15 protein-coding genes, 1 tRNA gene and 1 pseudogene are annotated in these 19,307 nt (G+C 67.6%); 11 read left to right on the plus strand and 6 right to left on the minus strand.

The window, feature by feature from the left end; genetic code table 11:
- The first annotated feature begins 63 nt into the window (after window positions 1-63).
- Both fabG and BLR51_RS19140 read left to right on the plus strand, forming a co-directional pair.
- Window positions 64-801, plus strand: a complete 738-nt coding sequence (gene fabG / locus BLR51_RS19135) for a 3-oxoacyl-ACP reductase FabG (RefSeq protein ID WP_089849979.1) — start codon at window positions 64-66, stop codon at window positions 799-801.
- Window positions 802-1,024: 223 nt separating this feature from the next.
- On the plus strand, window positions 1,025-1,258 hold the full coding sequence (locus BLR51_RS19140; protein ID WP_007800270.1) for an acyl carrier protein: 234 nt from the start codon (window positions 1,025-1,027) through the stop codon (window positions 1,256-1,258).
- Between the two features lie 400 nt (window positions 1,259-1,658).
- On the opposite strand, the gene BLR51_RS19145 is transcribed toward BLR51_RS19140, so the two are convergent.
- The gene (locus BLR51_RS19145) at window positions 1,659-2,417 is read right to left on the minus strand and encodes a hypothetical protein (protein WP_089850014.1); all 759 of its coding nucleotides are present in this window, start codon (window positions 2,415-2,417) and stop codon (window positions 1,659-1,661) included.
- 82 nt (window positions 2,418-2,499) lie between these two features.
- Between BLR51_RS19145 and BLR51_RS27470 the strand changes: the two genes are divergently transcribed.
- Complete coding sequence (locus BLR51_RS27470; RefSeq protein WP_089849981.1) at window positions 2,500-3,372, plus strand: glycosyltransferase family protein; 873 nt, start codon at window positions 2,500-2,502, stop codon at window positions 3,370-3,372.
- A 9-nt stretch (window positions 3,373-3,381) separates the two neighbouring features.
- Here the strand turns inward: BLR51_RS27470 and BLR51_RS19155 are convergent, their stop codons facing one another.
- Window positions 3,382-3,918, minus strand: coding sequence for a hypothetical protein (locus BLR51_RS19155; RefSeq protein WP_089849982.1), 537 nt, complete (start codon window positions 3,916-3,918; stop codon window positions 3,382-3,384).
- A 216-nt stretch (window positions 3,919-4,134) separates the two neighbouring features.
- Window positions 4,135-5,508: a M20/M25/M40 family metallo-hydrolase gene (locus BLR51_RS19160; protein ID WP_089849984.1), complete on the minus strand. Its 1,374-nt coding sequence runs from the start codon at window positions 5,506-5,508 to the stop codon at window positions 4,135-4,137.
- Window positions 5,509-5,753: 245 nt separating this feature from the next.
- Here BLR51_RS19160 and hemA point away from each other — a divergent pair, with 245 nt between their 5' ends.
- The 4 genes from hemA to BLR51_RS19180 all read left to right on the plus strand — a co-directional run bounded on the left by hemA (window position 5,754) and on the right by BLR51_RS19180 (window position 11,405).
- Entirely contained in the window at window positions 5,754-6,977 is a 1,224-nt protein-coding gene (hemA, locus tag BLR51_RS19165) for a 5-aminolevulinate synthase (protein WP_089850015.1), read from the plus strand.
- Window positions 6,978-7,223: 246 nt separating this feature from the next.
- Entirely contained in the window at window positions 7,224-8,849 is a 1,626-nt protein-coding gene (locus tag BLR51_RS19170; RefSeq protein WP_089849986.1) for a helix-turn-helix domain-containing protein, read from the plus strand.
- A 127-nt stretch (window positions 8,850-8,976) separates the two neighbouring features.
- The gene (ispG, locus tag BLR51_RS19175) at window positions 8,977-10,113 is read left to right on the plus strand and encodes a flavodoxin-dependent (E)-4-hydroxy-3-methylbut-2-enyl-diphosphate synthase (protein ID WP_089849988.1); all 1,137 of its coding nucleotides are present in this window, start codon (window positions 8,977-8,979) and stop codon (window positions 10,111-10,113) included.
- Between the two features lie 5 nt (window positions 10,114-10,118).
- Complete coding sequence (locus BLR51_RS19180; RefSeq protein ID WP_089849990.1) at window positions 10,119-11,405, plus strand: sensor histidine kinase; 1,287 nt, start codon at window positions 10,119-10,121, stop codon at window positions 11,403-11,405.
- A 31-nt stretch (window positions 11,406-11,436) separates the two neighbouring features.
- On the opposite strand, the gene BLR51_RS19185 is transcribed toward BLR51_RS19180, so the two are convergent.
- Together BLR51_RS19185 and BLR51_RS19190 are read right to left on the minus strand one after the other, a co-directional pair.
- Window positions 11,437-12,246, minus strand: a complete 810-nt coding sequence (locus BLR51_RS19185; protein ID WP_375342692.1) for a DsbA family protein — start codon at window positions 12,244-12,246, stop codon at window positions 11,437-11,439.
- Window positions 12,246-13,586: a M48 family metalloprotease gene (locus tag BLR51_RS19190; protein WP_089849992.1), complete on the minus strand. Its 1,341-nt coding sequence runs from the start codon at window positions 13,584-13,586 to the stop codon at window positions 12,246-12,248. Before BLR51_RS19190 ends, BLR51_RS19185 begins: the two co-directional genes overlap by 1 nt.
- A 68-nt stretch (window positions 13,587-13,654) precedes the next feature.
- On the opposite strand from BLR51_RS19190, the gene BLR51_RS19195 reads away from it, so the two are divergent.
- From BLR51_RS19195 to BLR51_RS19210, 4 genes are all read left to right on the plus strand, one after another.
- Window positions 13,655-14,800: a pyridoxal phosphate-dependent aminotransferase gene (locus BLR51_RS19195; RefSeq protein ID WP_089849995.1), complete on the plus strand. Its 1,146-nt coding sequence runs from the start codon at window positions 13,655-13,657 to the stop codon at window positions 14,798-14,800.
- A gap of 65 nt (window positions 14,801-14,865) precedes the next feature.
- Window positions 14,866-16,077, plus strand: a complete 1,212-nt coding sequence (locus tag BLR51_RS19200; protein WP_089849996.1) for an N-acetylmuramoyl-L-alanine amidase — start codon at window positions 14,866-14,868, stop codon at window positions 16,075-16,077.
- 139 nt (window positions 16,078-16,216) lie between these two features.
- Entirely contained in the window at window positions 16,217-18,754 is a 2,538-nt protein-coding gene (locus tag BLR51_RS19205; RefSeq protein WP_089849998.1) for a penicillin-binding protein 1A, read from the plus strand.
- A 183-nt stretch (window positions 18,755-18,937) separates the two neighbouring features.
- Window positions 18,938-19,014 (plus strand) — tRNA-Arg (locus BLR51_RS19210).
- Between the two features lie 6 nt (window positions 19,015-19,020).
- Here the strand turns inward: BLR51_RS19210 and BLR51_RS27810 are convergent.
- Window positions 19,021-19,307: pseudogene (locus BLR51_RS27810) on the minus strand (hypothetical protein); the annotation flags it as partial.

Here is a 19,307-nt window from a genome sequence, read left to right on the forward strand (position 1 = left end):
CCAGACCCGCCGCAGAAGATCCCCTGCGGCCAGACCCGCATCGTTTGAAAGGACCACGCAGCCATGTTTGATCTGACTGGGAAAAGCGCGCTGATCACCGGGGCTTCCGGCGGCATTGGCGGCGCCATCGCCAAGGCGCTGCACGGCGCGGGCGCCACGGTGGCGCTGTCGGGCACGCGCGAGGCGCCGCTGCAGGCGCTGGCCGAAGAGCTTGGCAGCCGCGCCCATGTGCTGCCCTGCGATCTGGGCGATGCCGAGGCGGTGACCGCCCTGCCCAAACGCGCCGCCGAGGCCATGGGTGCCGTCGACATTCTGGTGAACAATGCGGGCATCACCCGCGACAACCTGTTCATGCGCATGTCCGAGGACGAATGGCAGCAGGTGCTGGACGTGAACCTGACCGCCAATTTCCGGCTCTGCAAGGCGGTGCTGCGCGGCATGATGAAGGCGCGCTGGGGGCGGATCGTCAACATCTCCTCCATCGTCGGCGCCACGGGCAATCCCGGTCAGGGCAACTATGCCGCCGCCAAGGCCGGTCTGGTCGGCATGACCAAATCGCTGGCCTATGAGGTGGCAAGCCGGGGCATCACCGCCAATGCGGTGGCGCCGGGCTTCATCGAGACGGCGATGACCGACAAGCTTAATGACGAGCAGAAAGCCGCGATCATGGCGCAGATCCCGGCGGGCCGCATGGGCCATGCCGAGGAGATCGCGGCGGCGGTGCTGTATCTGGCCAGCCCCGAAGCGGCCTATGTGACCGGCGCCACGCTGCATGTGAACGGCGGCATGGCGATGCTGTAAGCCGCCCGCAGGCGGGCGGGTGGAAAGCATTTGCCATCCCGCATCCGTATGCTATAGGCGCGCAAAGGAATGAGGCCGGGTAGGTGCGGGTGCCGTGCCACGAGGCCGCTCCCGGTTCTGCCGGGTCTGAGCCGTCCGGAGCCCGGGCGGATGGAGCAGCCACCCCGGTGGGGCGAGGGCAAGAGATGGGTCGAATGACCCGGAGACATGTGAGGACTTAAGAATGAGCGATATCCCTGATCGCGTGCGCAAGATCGTGGTAGAGCATCTGGGCGTCGAAGAGGACAAGGTGACCGAGAGCGCCTCCTTCATCGACGATCTGGGCGCTGACAGCCTCGACACCGTGGAGCTCGTGATGGCCTTCGAAGAAGAGTTCGGCATCGAGATCCCCGATGACGCCGCCGAGACCATCCAGACCTTCGGCGACGCGGTCAAGTTCATCAAGGAAGCCTCCTGAGGCCTTCCGATCCCTCGCGGATTTCACGAGCGGCGCCCTTCGGGCGCCGTTCTTGCGTTTGGGGGCAGCGGTCTGTGTGTCAGCGGTGAGAGGGGCTGCCCCGTCTGCCACAGGGGGACAGCGAACGTGCAGGGGGCTCTGCCCCCGTCTGCCACAGGCGGACAGGGAACATGCAGGGGGCTCTGCCCCCGTCTGCCACAGGCAAACAGGGAACGTGCAGGGGGCTCTGCCTCCCGTCTGCCACAGGCGGACAGGGAGCGTGCAGGGGGCTCTGCCTCCCGTCTGCCACAGGCAGACAGCGAATGTGCAAGGAGGCTCTGCCCCGTCTGCCACAGGCAGACTTGGAACGTGCAAGGGGGCTCTGCCCCCGTCTGCGCGGAGGCGCAGACTCCCCCGGAGTTTAGGGGCAAGATGAAGCCGTGTAGCGGTAGCCGAGGGCGGCTTCGGTTGCGAGGTCGAGATGGCCTGTCAGGAAGGCCAGATCCTCGGGTGCGAGCGCGGGCGGGGTGTCCGGGCGCGGCGTGACGGCGGGGCGGAACCGGGTGCCGAGTCGTCTGGTGACCGGGCGATAGGGGGCGGCGGGCAGCGCCAGCCCGTGGCGCAGGCCGTGCAGGAAGCTTTCCGGCGCCGCCTGCACCGATTCAAGCCGGCAGAGCAGCACCGAGGCGCCGCGATGGAGGAAGCCCAGCAGCGCCTCCTGCTTGGCGCGGCGCAGGGCGAAGAGATTGGCGAAGGGGCGGCCACTGAGCGGGTGGCGGTCCTGCTGCAGCGGCTGGCCCTCGCCGCCTTCGGCGGCAAGCTGCGGGAAATAGCGGGGGCGGTCGGCGATGCTGCGCCATTCGGCGCGCAGGAAGTCGGAAAAGGGCAGGGCCTGCATCTCGGGCGGGCAGTGCCATGGTCTGGCATGCATGGATCTGGCCCAGTCGGCAGCATGGCGGAAGGTGCAGACCACCAGCAGATCCCCGGGCAGGACGGTCATCTGCGGAAAGCCGTGTTTCCAGCCGAAGCTTTCGGTGGGGGCAAGCGCGGTGTTGCGCCCGATCAGCCGCTTGACAAAATTCGTGCCGGTGGAGCGTTCGCCAAAGACCTGAAACCGGGTCAGGCGCGCACCGGTCGGGGCAAGCTGCCAGCCGGTTTCGGGGAAGTCGGGCGCGATCATGGGCTTGTCCTTGGGCGGCGGCTGGGTCAGGCTCGGGCGATCTTGGCCCGCCTGACCGGGGGCCGCAAGCCGGGGAGAGGGCATGCAGACGGTGGCCGCGGCGGTGACCATGGTGCGCGACGACGTCTTTTTCCTGCGCGCATGGCTGCGCCATTATGGCGGGCTGCTGGGGCGCGAGAACTGTTACGTCCTCAATCACGGGCGCGGGGCCGAGGTGGCGGCGCTGGCGGCGGGCTGCAACATCATCGGTCTGCCCGGCGATCCGCATCCCAATTTCGACATGAAGCGCTGGCGGCTGCTGAACGGGCTGGTGGCGGGGCTGCGCGGCTATTACGCCCATGTCATCGTTGGCGATGTCGACGAGCTTGTGGTGCTGGATCCGGCGCAGGGATCGCTGCTGGACTGGCTGGCGGACCAGCCGGGGCGGCGGGTGCTGACACCGCTGGGGCTGGAGGTGATCCACCGCCCCGAGCTGGAGCCCGATCCGGTGACGGAGGTCATCCTTGGCCCGCGCCGTCACGTGCGGCTGGCGCCGCTTTATTCCAAGCCCTGCATCCTGTCGCTGGGCACCAAGATCGCGCGGGGCGGGCATTTTACCCAAGCCAGCAAGCTGCACACGCCCGATCCGCTCTATCTGCTGCATCTGAAATACTGCGATTTCGCCACCTATGCCGAGGTGATGGACCGCCGCAATGCCGTGGCGGCGGCGGCGGGGGTGGCGGTGAAGGAGGCCGCGATCGGGCGGCACTGGTTCGCGCAGGCGCGCGGCGAGGATCGCGCGCTGTTCGATGGGTTTGCCGACCTGCCGCTGCAGGAGGGGTTCGATCTGGGCTGGGTGCGCCGCCGGATGCATCGCAGCTGGCGCGCGCGGGGAGAGACGGGCTTCTGGCAGTTCGACCTGCCCGACTACCGGCAGCAATATCTGCTGCCGGAGCGGTTCTTCGGCATGGTCTGAGCGCCGCGCTCAGGGCTCCAGGGCGCTGAGATAGAGGGTGGCGTCCTGTGACGGACCGGGCAGCAGATTGCGCAGCCTCGCCTCCGTGGCGGCGATTGCGCCGGTTGTCTGTGCCTCGGCCAGCGCAAGGATCTGGCTGCGCACCGGGCCGGGGGTATGCAGCAGCGCGCCCGCCACCAGCACCCCCGCCAGCAGCCCGCCGGAGCTGCGGCGGGCGGGACCGCGGCGCAGGACGCAGCGCAGGCCATGGATCAGGATCATCACGCCGGAGACCGCCAGCATGGCGGCCAGCGTGCCAAGGATGACATCATGGTGCTGGCTGGGCAGGCTGCCCTGCATCAGGCTGGCGCGGATGCGGTCGGGATCGCGGGCCAGCGTGAAGACCACCCAGAACCAGCCAAACCCCAGAAGCGGCGAGAGCACGGGCAGGGTGCTGCGGGGGGTGCGTGGCGCGCTGTGGCCGTGATGGGCGAAATGTGGATCAACCCGCTGCACGCGCAGCATGAAGTCGTCATGGGTCAGCTTGCGAAACGCGTATCTCTGCATGGCCTGCTCCCTGACCAATCGCTGCCGCCGGACAAGGCTGCCGGGTTCCGTTAACCTTTGTCGGAGGATTGTGGCGAATTATGGCGGCGAATAAGGCCTGATCCGGGTTTCTTCGCGGGCATTTTCGACGAGTTTTCCGCAGGATTTTCGGACCTTGCGGGCTTCGGCTGATGTGGGCCGCAGGGCGGGCGGGGCCGCTGGGCCCCGCCACAGAGATTACCGGGAGACGGCGTCCAGCACCCGGGCCCAGCTGCGGATGCCCTTGTGGAAGCTTTCGAGGTCGTATTTCTCGTTGGGGGAATGCAGCTGGTCGTCATCCTTGCCCCAGCCCACCAGCATGGCATCCATGCCAAGGATCTGCTGGAAATAGCCCGCGATCGGGATCGATCCGCCGCAGCCCGCATAGGCGGCGGGCTGGTTCCATTCCTGCGCCAGCGCCGCGCGCGCCTGCTCAAACGCGGGATGCGAGGTGCCCATCTCCGACGCGGCGGAGGCGCTGTAATCGGTGAAGGTCACGCTGCAATCGGCGGGCACCTGCGCGCGCACCCAAGCCTGAAAATTCTCGCGGATCGCCAGCGGATCCTGCTGGCCCACCAGCCGGAAGCTGATCTTGGCGGAGGCCTCGGCGGGCAGCACGGTCTTGAAGCCCGCTCCGGCATAGCCGCCGCGGATGCCGTTGATTTCGGCGGTGGGGCGCGACCAGATCATTTCGATCGGGCTGCGGTCGGATTCGCCCGCAGGCTGCGACAGGCCGACATCGCCCAGAAATGCTGCGGCGTCGAAATCCAGCGCCTGCCACTGCGCCGCGATCTCGGCGGGCAGGTCGGGCACGCCCTCGTAGAACTCGGGCACCTGAATGCGGCCCTTATCGTCGAACAGCCCGCCAAGGATGCGGGTCAGCACGCGGATCGGGTTCATCGCCACGCCGCCATACATGCCCGAATGCAGATCCTTGCTGGCGCCGCGGATCGTCACCTCCTGCCCCAGAAGCCCGCGCAGGCGGGTGATGATGGCGGGGGCCTTGGACTGGAACAGCCCGGTGTCGCAGATCAGCGCCAGATCGGCCTTCAGCTCTGCGGCATTCTCCTGCATGAACGGCACCAGCGACGGCGAGCCGCTTTCCTCCTCGCCCTCGAAGAAGAAGGTGATCTTGCAGGGCAGGCTGCCATGCACGCCCTTCCAGGCGCGGCAGGCTTCCAGAAAGGTCATCAGCTGGCCCTTGTCATCCGAGGCGCCGCGGGCGCGGATCACCTGCCCCTTGGCGGTCTCTTCCAGCGCGGGATCGAAGGGATCGCGGTCCCACAGGTCCAGCGGATCGACCGGCTGCACGTCGTAATGGCCGTAGAACAGGATATGCGGGCCGGGGCCGTCCACATGGCCCACCACCATCGGGTGGCCGGGGGTGGGGCGCTTTTCCGCCGCGATGCCCATACTGGCCAGATCCGCCACCAGCCAGTCGGCGGCGCTGTCGCAGGCCTGCTTGTAGGCGGGGTCGGTGGAAATGGAGGGGATGCGCAGCAGATCCATCAGCCGGTCGAGGGCTGCGGGCATCTCGCCGTCGATGCGGGCCAGAACGGTGTCGAGGGACATGGGGGAGGGCTCCTTCTTTTGGTCGCGGTGACCCTACCAGCCGCGTCCGCCCTGTCCAGAGCCGGGCGCGGGGCAGGCGGGCTGCGCCGAAGGTCTTGATACACATCAAAGCCGCGACGCTTAGTCTCGGTCTAAAGCGTGGACATGCGGCGCCATCGTCGCTAGGTATTCGCAAACGTGAATGCGGCGCCGAAATCCGCAGACACCGCGCAACGTCGCGGGCCAGATGAAGGAAGGAGATGCCGGTGACTTACACCGCAAAGCTCGACGAAGCCCTGAACCGTCTTCATGTCGAAGGGCGCTACCGCACCTTCATCGACATCGAGCGCAAGAACGGCAACTTCCCCCATGCCACATGGCGCCGCCCCGATGGCAGCGAAACCTCCATCACCGTGTGGTGCGGCAACGATTATCTGGGCATGGGCCAGCACCCTGTCGTGCTGGAGGCGATGCACGAGGCCATCGATGCCACCGGCGCGGGATCCGGCGGCACGCGCAACATTTCCGGCACCACGGTCTATCACAAGCGGCTGGAGGCGGAACTGGCCGATCTGCACGGCAAGGAATCGTCGCTGGTCTTTTCCTCGGCCTACATCGCCAATGATGCCACGCTGTCGACCCTGCCGAAGCTGTTTCCCGGCCTCATCATCTATTCCGACGAGCTGAACCACGCCTCGATGATCGAAGGCATCAAGCGCAATGGCGGGGCCAAGCGCATCTTCCGGCACAATGATCTGGACCATCTGCGCGCGCTGCTGGCGGCGGATGACCCTGCGGCGCCGAAGCTGATCGCGTTTGAATCGGTCTATTCCATGGATGGCGATTTTGGCCCCATCGCCGCGATCTGCGATCTGGCGGAGGAATTCGACGCGCTGACCTATCTGGACGAGGTTCACGCCGTAGGGATGTATGGCCCGCGCGGCGGCGGCGTGGCCGAACGCGACGGGCTGGCGCACCGGATCGACATCATCAACGGCACGCTGGGCAAAGCCTTTGGCGTGTTCGGCGGCTATATCGCCGCCTCGGCCAAGATGTGCGACGCCATCCGCTCCTATGCGCCGGGCTTCATCTTCACCACCTCGCTGCCGCCTGCCATCGCGGCGGGGGCTGCCGCCTCCATCGCGCATCTGAAGCGTGACCAGACGCTGCGCGCGCGGCACCAGACGCAGGCCAAGATCCTCAAGCTGCGGCTGAAGGGCATGGGCCTGCCGATCATCGATCATGGCAGCCATATCGTGCCGGTGATCGTGGGCGATCCGGTGCACACCAAGAAGCTGTCGGACATGCTGCTGGACGGCTACGGCATCTATGTGCAGCCCATCAACTTCCCCACCGTGCCGCGCGGCACGGAGCGGCTGCGCTTCACCCCCTCGCCGGTGCATGGCCCCGAGGAGATGGACAAGCTGGTCCGCGCCATGGACGCGCTGTGGTCGCATTGCGCCCTGAACCGGCAGGAGCTGAGCGCCTGAGTCTCGGCGCTAACGGTTTCCTAATTCGCGGCCTTCCGGCGGGATCCAGAAGGCCGCGCTGCGTTGCGGCGTCTGGCTGCAGAAAACCCGTGCAGGCTGGGCAGAACCACGCCGATAAGGGGGCGAACTTCTGTAATTTCAGTTGTGATATGCTAACGTTCCCTCAATAAAGGCCGCGACTCGAATCGCGGACCCGTGATTGGGCAGGCTTAGACCTCTGGGATGTCGGCAAAGAAGGCGGATCGCATGATCGGGCGTAAATCCCCTCGCAAGTCTGAAGACATGGCCGGTGACGGCCCGCGAGGTTTTGACGATTTCACCTTGAAGCTGGGCGATGTCATGCGGGGCGAACGGGCCACGCTGGGCAAGTCCCTGCTGGACGTGCAGCGCGAATTGCGGATCAAGGCAAGTTACATTGCCGCGATCGAAAATTGTGACCCCTCGGCCTTTGACACTCCCGGCTTCATCGCGGGCTATGTGCGGTCCTACGCCCGCTATCTGGGCATGGATCCCGATGAATGCTACGCGGAGTTCTGCGCCGAAAGCGGCTTTGCCGTGGCGCATGGCATGTCCGACCGCGCCTCGACCATGCGCAAGGGTCAGACAGAGCCGCTGCCGCGCCCGGCGGCACGCGACCCCTTCGCCAACCCGCGCATGCCCTTTGCTCCGGCAGGCGAGTCGTTCTTTTCGCGGATCGAACCGGGCGCCATCGGCTCGCTGCTGGTGCTGGTCGCGCTGATCGGCGGCATCGGCTATGGCGGCTATGCGGTGCTGCGCGAAGTGCAGCGGGTGCAGCTTGCCCCCGTCGACCAGACCCCGCTGGTGCTGAGCGATCTTGATCCGGTGCAGCCCGCCGCCGCTGGCCCCGAGGTCGAGGGCGACCAGGTTGCCGCTGCCAGCGGTGCCGGTCCCTTCACCCCGCCCACCGCCGAAGCGATGGACCGGCTCTACCGCCCGCAGGCGCTGGACGTGCCGGTGCTGGTGGCACGGGATGCGCCCATCTCTTCGCTTGATCCGTCGACCGTGGGCGCCTTTGCGCAGGCGGTGCGGCAGCGCATGCCGCAGCCCGTCGCCTCTCCGGATGGTAGCGAGGCGCTGCTGGCCCGCGTCGATGGCGCCCCGGCGCTGCCCGGCTCGGGCGAGATCACGCTGGTGGCCGTGCGTCCGGCATGGGTGCGCGTGCGCGGCACCGATGGCGGCGTGATCTATGAACGCGTGATGAACGCGGGCGAGACTTGGACCGTGCCCGCAGGGGAACAGGGGCCGCTGCTGAACGTGGGCGAATCCGGTGCCGTCTATCTGGCGATGGCAGGCCGCACCTATGGCCCGATCGGCCCCAGCGGCACCGTGACCAGCGATCTGCCGCTGGACACCGAGGTGCTGCAGGCGGCCTACAGCCCGGCCGATCCGCAGGCCGACCGCGATCTGGTCCGGCTGATGGCGCAGCTGGAGCCGGTGCTGGCGCAGTCCCGCCCCGCCGAGCAGGTCGCCAGCGCGGAACCGGGCATGCCCAAGGTGCTGCAGGATGGCGCGCCCGGCGTGACCATGATCGCCGTGCGTCCGGCATGGGTGCGGGTGCGCTCTGCCGACGGGTCGGTGATCTTTGAAAAGACCATGGCGGCTGGCGAGACATGGGTGGTGCCCGCCACGCAGGATCCCGCCACGCTGCGCGTGGGCGAATCCGGTGCGGTGTATTTTGCGGTCAATGGCCAGACCTATGGCCCAGCCGGGGCCCGCGGTGCCGTCACCTCGAATCTCGCGCTGTCGGTGGATCACCTGACCAAGACCTATGAGGTGGCGGATGCCACCAGCGACGCGGATCTGGAACGGGTCTTTGCGGAGCTTTCCGAAACGGCGCTGCGCGTCGACTGACACGCCCGCGTTCACGCAAGCGTGGCGTCACAGGGCCCGGGGGCGATCCCGGGCCTCTGGTGTTGTGGGGGCCACGGGCCTATGCTGTGCGGGAACGGAACTACTGCCCGTGGAGGGGCCTTTTGCGATGAGTCATAACCCGGTCCGACCCTGGCGCAGCATCGCGCGGCGCACGTCCCGCCAGATCATGGTGGGTTCGGTGCCGGTGGGCGGGGATGCGCCGATCAGCGTGCAGACCATGACCAACACGCCCACCACCGATGTCGCCGCCACCGTGGCACAGGTGCAGCGCGCCGCAGAGGCGGGGGCCGACATCGTGCGCGTCTCGGTTCCTGACGAGGCCAGCGCCCGCGCGCTGAAAGAGATCGTGCGCGAAAGCCCGGTGCCCATCGTCGCGGACATCCATTTCCATTACCGCCGCGGCATCGAGGCGGCAGAGGCGGGCGCCGCCTGCCTGCGCATCAATCCCGGCAATATCGGCAGCCCGCAACGCGTGCGCGAGGTCATCGCCGCCGCCCGCGACCATGGCTGTTCGATGCGGATCGGGGTGAATGGCGGCTCGCTGGAAAAGCACCTGCTGGAGAAATACGGCGAACCCTGTCCCGAGGCGATGGTGGAATCCGCGCTGGATCACATCCGCATCCTCGAGGACAACGATTTCCACGAATTCAAGATCTCGGTAAAGGCGTCGGACGTGTTCCTGTCGGCGGCGGCCTATATGGGGCTGGCCGAGGTCACCGACAAACCCATCCATCTGGGCATCACCGAAGCGGGCGGTCTGACCTCCGGCACGATCAAATCCGCCATCGGGCTGGGCAACCTGCTGTGGATGGGCATTGGCGACACGATCCGCGTCTCGCTGTCCGCCGATCCGGTCGAAGAGGTGAAGGTCGGCTTCGAGATCCTCAAATCTCTGGGCCTGCGCCATCGCGGCGTCAACATCATCTCCTGCCCGTCCTGCGCGCGGCAGGGCTTTGACGTCATCAAGACCGTCGAGGTGCTGGAGCGTCGGCTGGAGCATATCAAGACCCCGATGAGCCTGTCGATCATCGGCTGCGTGGTCAACGGCCCCGGCGAGGCGCTGATGACCGATGTGGGCTTCACCGGCGGCGGGGCCGGGTCGGGCATGGTCTATCTGGCGGGCAAGGCCAGCCACAAGATGTCCAACGACCAGATGGTCGACCACATCGTGAGTGAGGTCGAAAAACGCGCAGCCGCGCTTGAGGAAGCCGAAGCCGCCAAGGCCCGGCACGCTGCGGAGTAGGGAAGATGGCGGACGGGACCTTCATTCCGGGTCTCGTTCCGCCGCAAGACCGGCTGCGGGATTTTACCCTGTTCCGCAGGCTGGAGCGGTTCCGCCCGTCGGAACTGCTGGTCAGCGGGCTGATGCTGGGCAGCGTCGTGGCGCTGCTGGCGGTGCATTACGGCCAGCAGCTGATGATCTACTGGTATGGCCTGTTTCTGGTGACCCGCAGCCTGCATTTTCTGGCGGTGGAGACGCTGCCGGACCGGGGTCCGCCCCGGCTGCTGGTCCTGCCCATGGCGACCATGGTGCTGTCTGGGCTGATCTACATGGCGGGGGGGCTGCTGCTCTGGGTGCAGGCCACGCCCGCGCTGCACAGCTTTTCGCTGGGCCTGCTGTTTGTCTCCGTGCTCAACACCCTGTCGATCCGGTCGCATCTGCGGCTGCTGCTGCGGGTGGATCTGGGGCTGATCGCCACCGGCTGCACCGCGCGGGTGGGCTGGCTGTGGCTGACCGATCCGGGCAGTCTGGACACGCTGGGCCTGACGCTGATGATCGGCTTCGGCTTTCTGTACTTCGTCAAGGTCGCGATGGACGTCACCCGCCTGCGCGAGGTGCTGGACGCGCGGGCAGAGCAGGCGCTGCAATCGGCGCGCCGCCGCGCCTTCGAACAGCTCACCGGTGGCGTGGCGCATGATTTCAACAACCTGCTGACCGCCGTTCTGGGCAATATGGAACTGGCGCGCCTGACCGAAGGCAAGGACGAGCGCGAGGAACTGATGGAGGCCGCCGAACAGGCGGCGCGGCACGGCGCCGAACTGACCGGGCGGCTTCTGACCCTGTCCAGCCGCGCGCGGCTGCAGCCTGCCCGGGTCACCCCCGCAGAGGTGGCGCGGCAGCTCGCGGATCTGGCGGGGCCGCTGCTGCATCCGACCCACCGGCTGCGCTGCGATCTGCCGCGCGGCCTGCCGCCGGTGCAGGCCGATCCGTCCAAGCTGACCGCCGCGCTGATGGAACTGGTGCGCAACGCCCGCGACGCGCTGCCCTGCGGCGGAGAGATCACGCTGCGGGCGCAGGCGGGCCGTGGCGAGGTGACGTTCGAGATCGGCGATGGCGGCAGCGGCATCCGGTCCGAGGTGCTGCCCTTGGTGCTGGAGCCCTATTTCACCACCAAGCCGGTGGGGCAGGGATCCGGGCTGGGGCTGGCCATGGTGCGCGGCTTTGCCGAACAGTCGGGGGGCCGGATCGAACTGTCCTCGACCCTTGGCAAGGGCACGCGGGTGCGGCTGATCCTGCCCGAGGCGCCGTCCTGACCCAAAGCCGGGCCGGGACGGCGCGGGCGCCTCAGCCCGCGTCGCGCTGATCCTCGACGATCTGGCGCATGCCCTGCAGCGGCACATAACCGCGCAGCATCTGGTCGCCGATCACGAAGCTGGGCGTGCCGTTGATCTGCAGCTGTTCGGCCAGCGCGCGGGTTTCGCGGATGCGGCGCTCCACCTCCGGATCGCTCATCCGGGCAAGGATCGCATCCGCGTCCAGCCCCAGCGTCTCGGCCAGCCGCCGCAGCACCGGCTCGGTCGGATCCTGCTCCAGCACCATCAGGGCGTCATGCACCTGCTTGTAGGCGTCACCGCCCGCCTCCAACTGCGTGGCGATGGCAAAGCGCGACGAGGCAACCGAGCCTTCGCCAAGGATCGGGAATTCCTTCAGCACGAAGCGGATGTTGCCGTCGCTGGCGATCAGTTCCTCCACCTCGGGAAAGGCGCGGCGGCAGTAACCGCAGCGGTAGTCGGAAAACTCCACCACGGTGATGTCGCCTTCGGGATTGCCGCCCACGAAGGAATAGCCGTCATCCATCAGCGCGTCGCGATGCGCGGCCACCAGATCGCTGTCGGCGGCGCTTTGCTGGTCGGCCTGCCGGGCCTCCAGCGCGGCCACCGCCTCCATGATGACCTCGGGGTTGTCCAGCAGATAGGCGCGGATTTCGGCGCCAAAGGCCTCGCGCTGCGCGGGGGTCATGCTGGCGGGATCGAACTCCTGCGCCTGAGCTGTCGGGGCGGCAAGACCTGCCGCAAGGATCAGCGCGGCTGTGGCGGGGCGGGCAAGGCGAAAGGGCATCGTGTCTCCGTCGGTCAGGGCCCGGATCGGGCGCATCAGCGTTTCTTTTTGGCGCGATCCGCCTCGTCTAGCACATCCTGCGCGCGCCGCCACGGGGCAGAGCCGCGCGGCAAAAGGTCCAGCGCGCGGCGGGCATGGATGGCGGCATCGCTCAGCTTGCCCTCCAGCGCATATCGCTGCGCCGTGGCCTCTGAGGCCATGCCGGGATTGCCGGTCTTGGCATAGGCGGTGGCCAGATCGCGCAGGATGCGCGCATCGGCAAAATCGCGGCCCCGCGCGGTTTCCAGCGTCTGCACGGCGGCGGCGGCATTGCCGCTGGCCAGCTGGGCGCGGCCCAGCCCGCTGAGGATCTGCGCGTTGCGCGGCGCAAGGCGGCTCGCCTCGGTCGCCACGCGGGCAGCATCGGCGGCGCGGCGCGATTCCAGCAGGATCTGCGCCTTCAGGTCGCGGTAGAACGGATCGTTCGGGCGCTGTGCGATGGCGGCATCAATCGCCGACAGCGCGCCGCCCAGATTGGCCTGCCGATGCTGCGCCACCGCCTCGCGCATATGCGCGATATCGGCGGCACCGCTGTCTCCCAGCCGCTGCAGCGTCCAGCCCGGTGCCCGCAGAAAGGCCGACAGCTTGCCCCGGCTGCGGTGGAACCAGTAATCCGCCGTAGCGTCATTGGCTTCGGGCGCGCGGGTCGCGGCCACCAGCCCCTCCAGCGTGCGGAAGCGGTCGCGGGTCAGCGGATGGGTCTGCATATAGGGATCCTGCCGCCCGACGCTCAGCGCCTCCTGCCCGCGAAAGATCTCCTGCACCTCGACGGCGCCGCGCGGATCGATCCCCGCCCGCACCAGCGTGCGGACCGAGGCGATGTCGGCAGAGCTTTCCTCGGCCCGGGTGTGGCTCAGGAAATTGCGCATCACGCTGGACTGCGTGCCGATCATCAGCCCCATCGCCGCCTCGCCGGAACCGGTGGCGCCGCCCGCCGCCGCTGCCAGCAGCGCGCCCAGCAGGGCCGCGTTCTGCGCCGCGCGCTGGTTGCCAAGCCGTCGGCTGATATGGCCGCCGGTGATATGCGCGGCCTCATGCGCGATCACCGCCTGCAGCTGCTTGGCATTGCCAAGCCGCATGATCAGCCCGGAATTGAGGAAGATATGGCTCGTATCGGCGACAAAGGCGTTCAGGCTGTCGTCGCGGATCACCAGAATGCGCACCTGCGACGGGCTCAGCCCTGCAGCGCTCAGAACCGGGGCCGCGATCTGCCCCAGCGCATGTTCCAGATCGGCGTCGCGCAGCAGCACCGCCGCGCGGGCGGGCAGGGCCGCCGCCAGCATCAGCAGAACCAGAGCGGCGCCAAGGAGGCGGCGTGTCACAGCGGGTGCCGGCATTGACCCTCCCTTGGTTCGTCCGGTATCCGCGGCTCAGGCGGAAATCCGGGTCACCATGGGAGAGCGGAATGCGAAACTCAAGCCGGGGGGCGGTTGATCCCTTCATTGTGATGGATGTGATGGAAGCGGCCCGTGCCGCCGAAGCGTCGGGTCGGCACATCATCCATATGGAAGTGGGCCAGCCCTCGTCCCCTGCGCCCGCCGCCGCCCGTCAGGCGCTGGCAGAGGCGATGGAGCGCGAGTCGCTGGGCTATACCGTGGCGCTGGGTCTGCCCGCGCTGCGCGCCCGCATCGCGCGGCTTTACGCGGACTGGTATGGCGTCGATCTGGATCCGGCGCGCGTGGTGGTGACGCCCGGATCCTCGGGCGGGTTCATCCTTGCGTTTTCGGCGCTGTTCGATGCCGGGCAGCGGGTGGCGCTGGGGGCGCCGGGCTATCCGTCCTACCGCCAGATCCTCAAGGCGATGGATCTGACCCCGGTGGAAATCCAGACCACCGCCGCCAACCGCTATCAGCTGGTGCCCGAGGATCTGGCGGGGATCGACTATGACGGGGTGATGGTCGCCTCTCCGGCCAATCCCACCGGCACCATGCTGGGCCTGCCGGAACTGTCGGCGCTGGTGGGGGCGGCGCAGGGGCGCGGCGCGGCCTTCCTGTCGGACGAGATTTACCACGGCATCGATTATGACCACAAACCGGTGACGGCGCTGCAGGTCTCTGACGATGTCTGCGTCATCAATTCCTTTTCCAAGTATTTCTCCATGACCGGCTGGCGGGTGGGCTGGCTGGTGGTGCCGGAGGCCCAGATCCGTCAGGTGGAACGGCTGGCGCAGAACCTGTTCATCTGCGCCTCCAATGCCAGTCAGGTGGCGGCGCTGGCGGCGCTTGACGCCCCCGAGGAGTTGAACGCGAACCTTGCCGTCTATGCCCGCAACCGCGCGCTCATGCTGGAACGGCTGCCGCAGGCCGGCTTCGACCGCATCGCGCCCCCGGACGGCGCCTTCTACATCTATGCCGATGTCAGCCATCTGACACAGGACAGCCGGGCCTTCGCGGCAGAGATCCTCGAACAGGCCGGGGTGGCGGTGACGCCGGGTCTGGATTTCGACCCCGTGCGCGGCGCGGGCACGCTGCGCTTTTCCTATGCGCGCGGCACGGCGGAAATCGAGGAAGGTCTGGACCGGCTGCGCCGCTTCATGGAAACGCGCGGCTGAGGATGCGAATCTGTGGCGCCGCTGCTAGGCTAAGTCGTCAGAGCAGAACAACAGGCGGTGGCAGGATGATCCGGATCGTGGCGGCGCTGCTGGTCTGCCTTGCGCTGGCCCCGATGGCGGGCGCGCAGCAGATGGGCGGACAGGCGCAGTTTGTGGCCGGAGAGGTCCGGGACCGTTTCATGGGGCGGGGCACCGATCTGACCCTGACGCTGAGTCAGGGTGTGCCTTGGCGCGCCTTCACCCTGACCGATCCGCCCCGGCTGGTGGTGGATTTCCGCGAGGTGGACTGGACCGGGGCCGATGCCGACGCCATGGACCGGTCAGACGCGGTGACGGCGCTGCGCATGGGGCCGTTCCGCGAGGGCTGGTCGCGGCTGGTGGCCGAGCTGGACGGGCCGATGGTGCTGGACCGCGCGGGCATGCGCGTCACCGAAAGCACCGGCAGCGCCGCGCTGGAGGTGGCGCTGAGCCCCGCGAGCCTGACCGACATGGCGGCCCGGTCGGGGGCGCTGCGCGATCCGGCATGGGATCTGCCCGCGCCCGCCGCCGTGGCGCCGCCCCGGCGCGATCCGGCGGCACCGCTGCGGGTGGTGCTGGATCCGGGCCATGGCGGCATTGATCCCGGCGCCGAACGCGCGGGCCATACCGAAGCGGCGCTGATGCTGGCCTTTGCGCGCGATCTGCGCGACATGCTGCGCCGCGCGGGCTTTGACGCGGTGCTGACGCGCGAGGAAGATGTCTTTGTCTCGCTGGAAGCGCGGGTGGCCATGGCGCATCAGATGCGCGCCGACCTGTTCCTGTCGCTGCACGCCGATGCCATCGAGGAAGGTGTCGCCCATGGCGCCACGGTCTACACGCTGGCAGAGGATGCGTCGGACGCGGCCTCGGCGGCGCTGGCCGAACGGCATGACCGCGACGATCTGCTGGCGGGGCTTGACCTGTCGGGATCCGATGACCGGGTGGCGAATGTGCTGATGGATCTGGCGCGGCTCGACAATGCGCCGCGCAGCCTTGCGCTGGCGCAGCATCTGGTCGCGGGAATCCGCGGCGCGGTGGGGCAGGTCCACAAGCGCCCGCTGCGGCAGGCGGGATTTTCGGTGCTGAAGGCCGCCGACATCCCCTCGGTGCTGGTGGAGGTGGGGTTCCTGTCCACCGAAGAGGATCTGCGCAATCTGCAGGATCCGGCATGGCGTGCCCGCATGGCGGCGGGCCTGCGCGACGGCATCGCCGCATGGGCGGTGGAGGATGCGGCGCTGGCCCGGCTGCGCCGGCAGTAAGGCCGCGCAGGTTGTGAGGCCTGCGCCCGACGAGGCGACCCGGTCACCGGCGGCGCCTTGCCGGGGTCACGCGCCCTTGTGTTTTGACGCAGGCCCCGCTGCGGTATAAGGGGAGCGGCAATCCAAAGGGGCATCGCGCGTGATCAGGTTCATTCTGTCGATATTCGGAGCCATCTTCAGCGTTCTCACGCTGGGGGCCATGATGATTGCGCTGTCCATGGGCGCGATCTTCTGGGTCTATGGCCGAGACCTGCCCAGCCATGAAAGCCTTGCGCAATATACGCCGCCGACCATCTCCCGCATCTATTCGCAGGAGGGGCAGGTGATCGACGAATTTGCGCAGGAACGCCGCCTGTTCACCCCCGCCGACCAGATCCCCGACATGGTCAAGCAGGCCTTCATTTCGGCGGAAGACAAGAATTTCTATCAGCATCAGGGCTATGACCTGCGCGGCATCGGGGCTGCGGCGGTTGATGCGGTCAAGTCGCGGGGCCGCGACGTGCGCGGCGCCTCGACCATCACCCAGCAGGTGATGAAGAACTTCCTGCTGTCGGGCGACCGTCAGGCCGAGCGCAAGATCAAGGAGATCATCCTTGCCGCCCGGCTGGAGGAAACGCTGAGCAAGGAGAAGATCCTTGAGCTTTACCTCAACGAGATCTTCCTCGGGCAGAACTCCTATGGCGTGACCGCCGCCGCCCAGACCTATTTCAACAAGTCGCTGATGGAACTGGCCCCGCATGAGGCGGCCTTCCTTGCCTCGCTGCCCAAGGCGCCGTCGGATTACCACCCGGTGCGGCAGAAGGAACGCGTGCTGGCGCGGCGCAACTACGTGCTGCGCGAGATGCTGGAAAACGGCTATATCGACGAGCCCACCTACGAGACCGAAGTGGTGCAGCCGCTGAAATCGGTGCAGAACGGCGATTACGATCCCTACCAGAAGGCGCTGCCGCCGCGCGACTATTTCACCGACGAGATCCGCCGCCAGCTGACGCAGGATTTTGGCGAGGGCGAGTTTTTCTCGGGCGGCCTGTCGGTGCGCGCGACGCTGGATCCCGAAATGCAGGTGGAAGCGGCGCGCAGCCTGCGGCTGGCGCTGGAAGACTATGACCGCAGCCGGGGCCGCTGGACCGGCACCGGGATCACCATCCCCGAGGACCGGCTGGGATCGGAGGCGGACTGGCGCGCGGCGCTGTCCGAGGCGGCGGTGGCCCGCGACGTGGATCTGCGCGGCGTCTGGCGCCCGGCGGTGGTGCTGGAGGTGGGCGACCAGCAGATGCGGCTTGGCATCGAGGGCGTGGAGGCGACCGAGGCCAAGCCCTCGGTGGTGCCGCGCAACGACATCGCGTGGATGCGCGGCAGCTTCGTCGACAATTTCGAACGCGGCGACGTGGTGCATGTGCGCGAGATGACCGAGGACGGTTCGGGGGCCTTCCTGCGCTGGTCGCTGCGGCAGGTGCCGGAGGTGCAGGGCGCCTTCATGGCGATGGACGTCAATACCGGCCGGGTCATCGCGATGCAGGGCGGGTTCAGCTATCAGGATTCGGTGTTCAACCGGGCCACGCAGGCGCTGCGCCAGCCGGGCTCGTCCTTCAAGCCCTTCGTCTATGCGGCGGCGCTGGATTCGGGCTATGCGCCCTCCGCCATCATCATCGACGCGCCGATCGAGATCGACACGCCGCAGGGCGTGTGGCGCCCGCAGAACTCCTCCAACCAGTATTACGGCCCGACGCCGCTGCGCACCGGGATCGAACAGTCGCGCAACCTGATGACCATCCGTCTGGCGCAGGAAGTGGGCATGGACACGGTCGGGCGTTATGCCGAACGCTTCGGGGTCTATGACCATATGGGCCGGGTGCTGGCCAATGCGCTGGGGGCGGACGAGACCACGCTTTACAAGATGATCTCTGCCTATGCGATGTTCGCCAATGGCGGCGAACGGGTGGAGCCGACGCTGGTGGACCGCGTGCAGGACCGCTATGGCCGCACCGTCTACAACCACGAGGCGGAGCGCGGCAATGAACGGGTCTGCGTGGACTGCGCCGATCCTAACCTGCCGCCGGGCAAGGGCCCGACCATCCGCAACAACCGCGACCGCATCATGGACGGGGTGACCGCCTATCAGCTGACCTCGATGATGCAGGGCGTGGTGCAGCGCGGCACGGCGGCAAGCGTCATCGATCTGCCGGTGCCCACGGCGGGCAAGACCGGCACCACCAACGACGCCAAGGACGTGTGGTTCATCGGCTTCACCTCCAACATCGTGGCGGGCTGCTATATCGGCTTCGACCAGCCGCGCAGTCTGGGCGAACATGCCTATGGCGGCACCATGTGCGGCCCGGTCTTCCAGCGCTTCATGACCAAGGCCGTGGAGAAATACGGCGGCACCGATTTCAAGGTGCCCGAGGCCTGCGAGTTCATCAACATCGACCGCTTCACCGGCGCCCGTCTGGGCGAAGGCGCTTCGGGGGCGAATGTGGTGGCCGAATGCTTCCGTCGCGGTCAAGAGCCGATGTTCGGCGTGCAGCTTGACGGGGGCTGGGCGATGTCGGGCAATTTCGACCTGATCCAGCCCGATGGCACCACCCGCTCGCGAGAGGTCACCACCTCCACCGGGCGCAAGGCGGTGGTGGGCCCGAAGGCCAGCTTCGGCACGCTGAGCTCGGGCGGGCTGTACTGAGCCCCGAGCCGCGCTCTTTGGAGGGGTTGCTGGGGGGCGCTGCCCCCCGCCTGCCTGCGGCAGGCTCCCCCCGGGATATTTCCACCAAGAAGAAGGGCGGGCGGCGCCTTCTGCGAAAGCCGGGGGGCCGAGGCGATTTGCGATTGCAGCCCGCCGCGCTTTGCCCTAAGAGGACGCGCACCGGCACCCGTAGCTCAGCTGGATAGAGCGCTGCCCTCCGAAGGCAGAGGCCACAGGTTCGAATCCTGTCGGGTGCACCACTTCCCCTAACGGCCCTTGATTTCCTTGGATAATTCGACCGAGTTGGAACTTGGATCGGACCGAGTTGGAACTTCTGTTCCGGAAACGATCTTTCGCAGGTCTGCCGAGCGGCTGTATCTGGTGGCCTCCGCCTCGGTCTCGTGACCCAAGATCGCCATGCGCTGTTCGTTGGTTGCGCCGTTTTCCTTGAAGATCGCGGCCCGGTGTTTCCGGATCCCGTGCGCGCTCAGCTCGGCGAGCCCGGCGTCTGAGCAGGCGCGGCTGAACCATTGCGCCGCCGCCTTGTGGGACC

This window comes from Salipiger marinus, assembly GCF_900100085.1.
In the GTDB taxonomy this organism is placed as follows: domain Bacteria; phylum Pseudomonadota; class Alphaproteobacteria; order Rhodobacterales; family Rhodobacteraceae; genus Salipiger; species Salipiger marinus.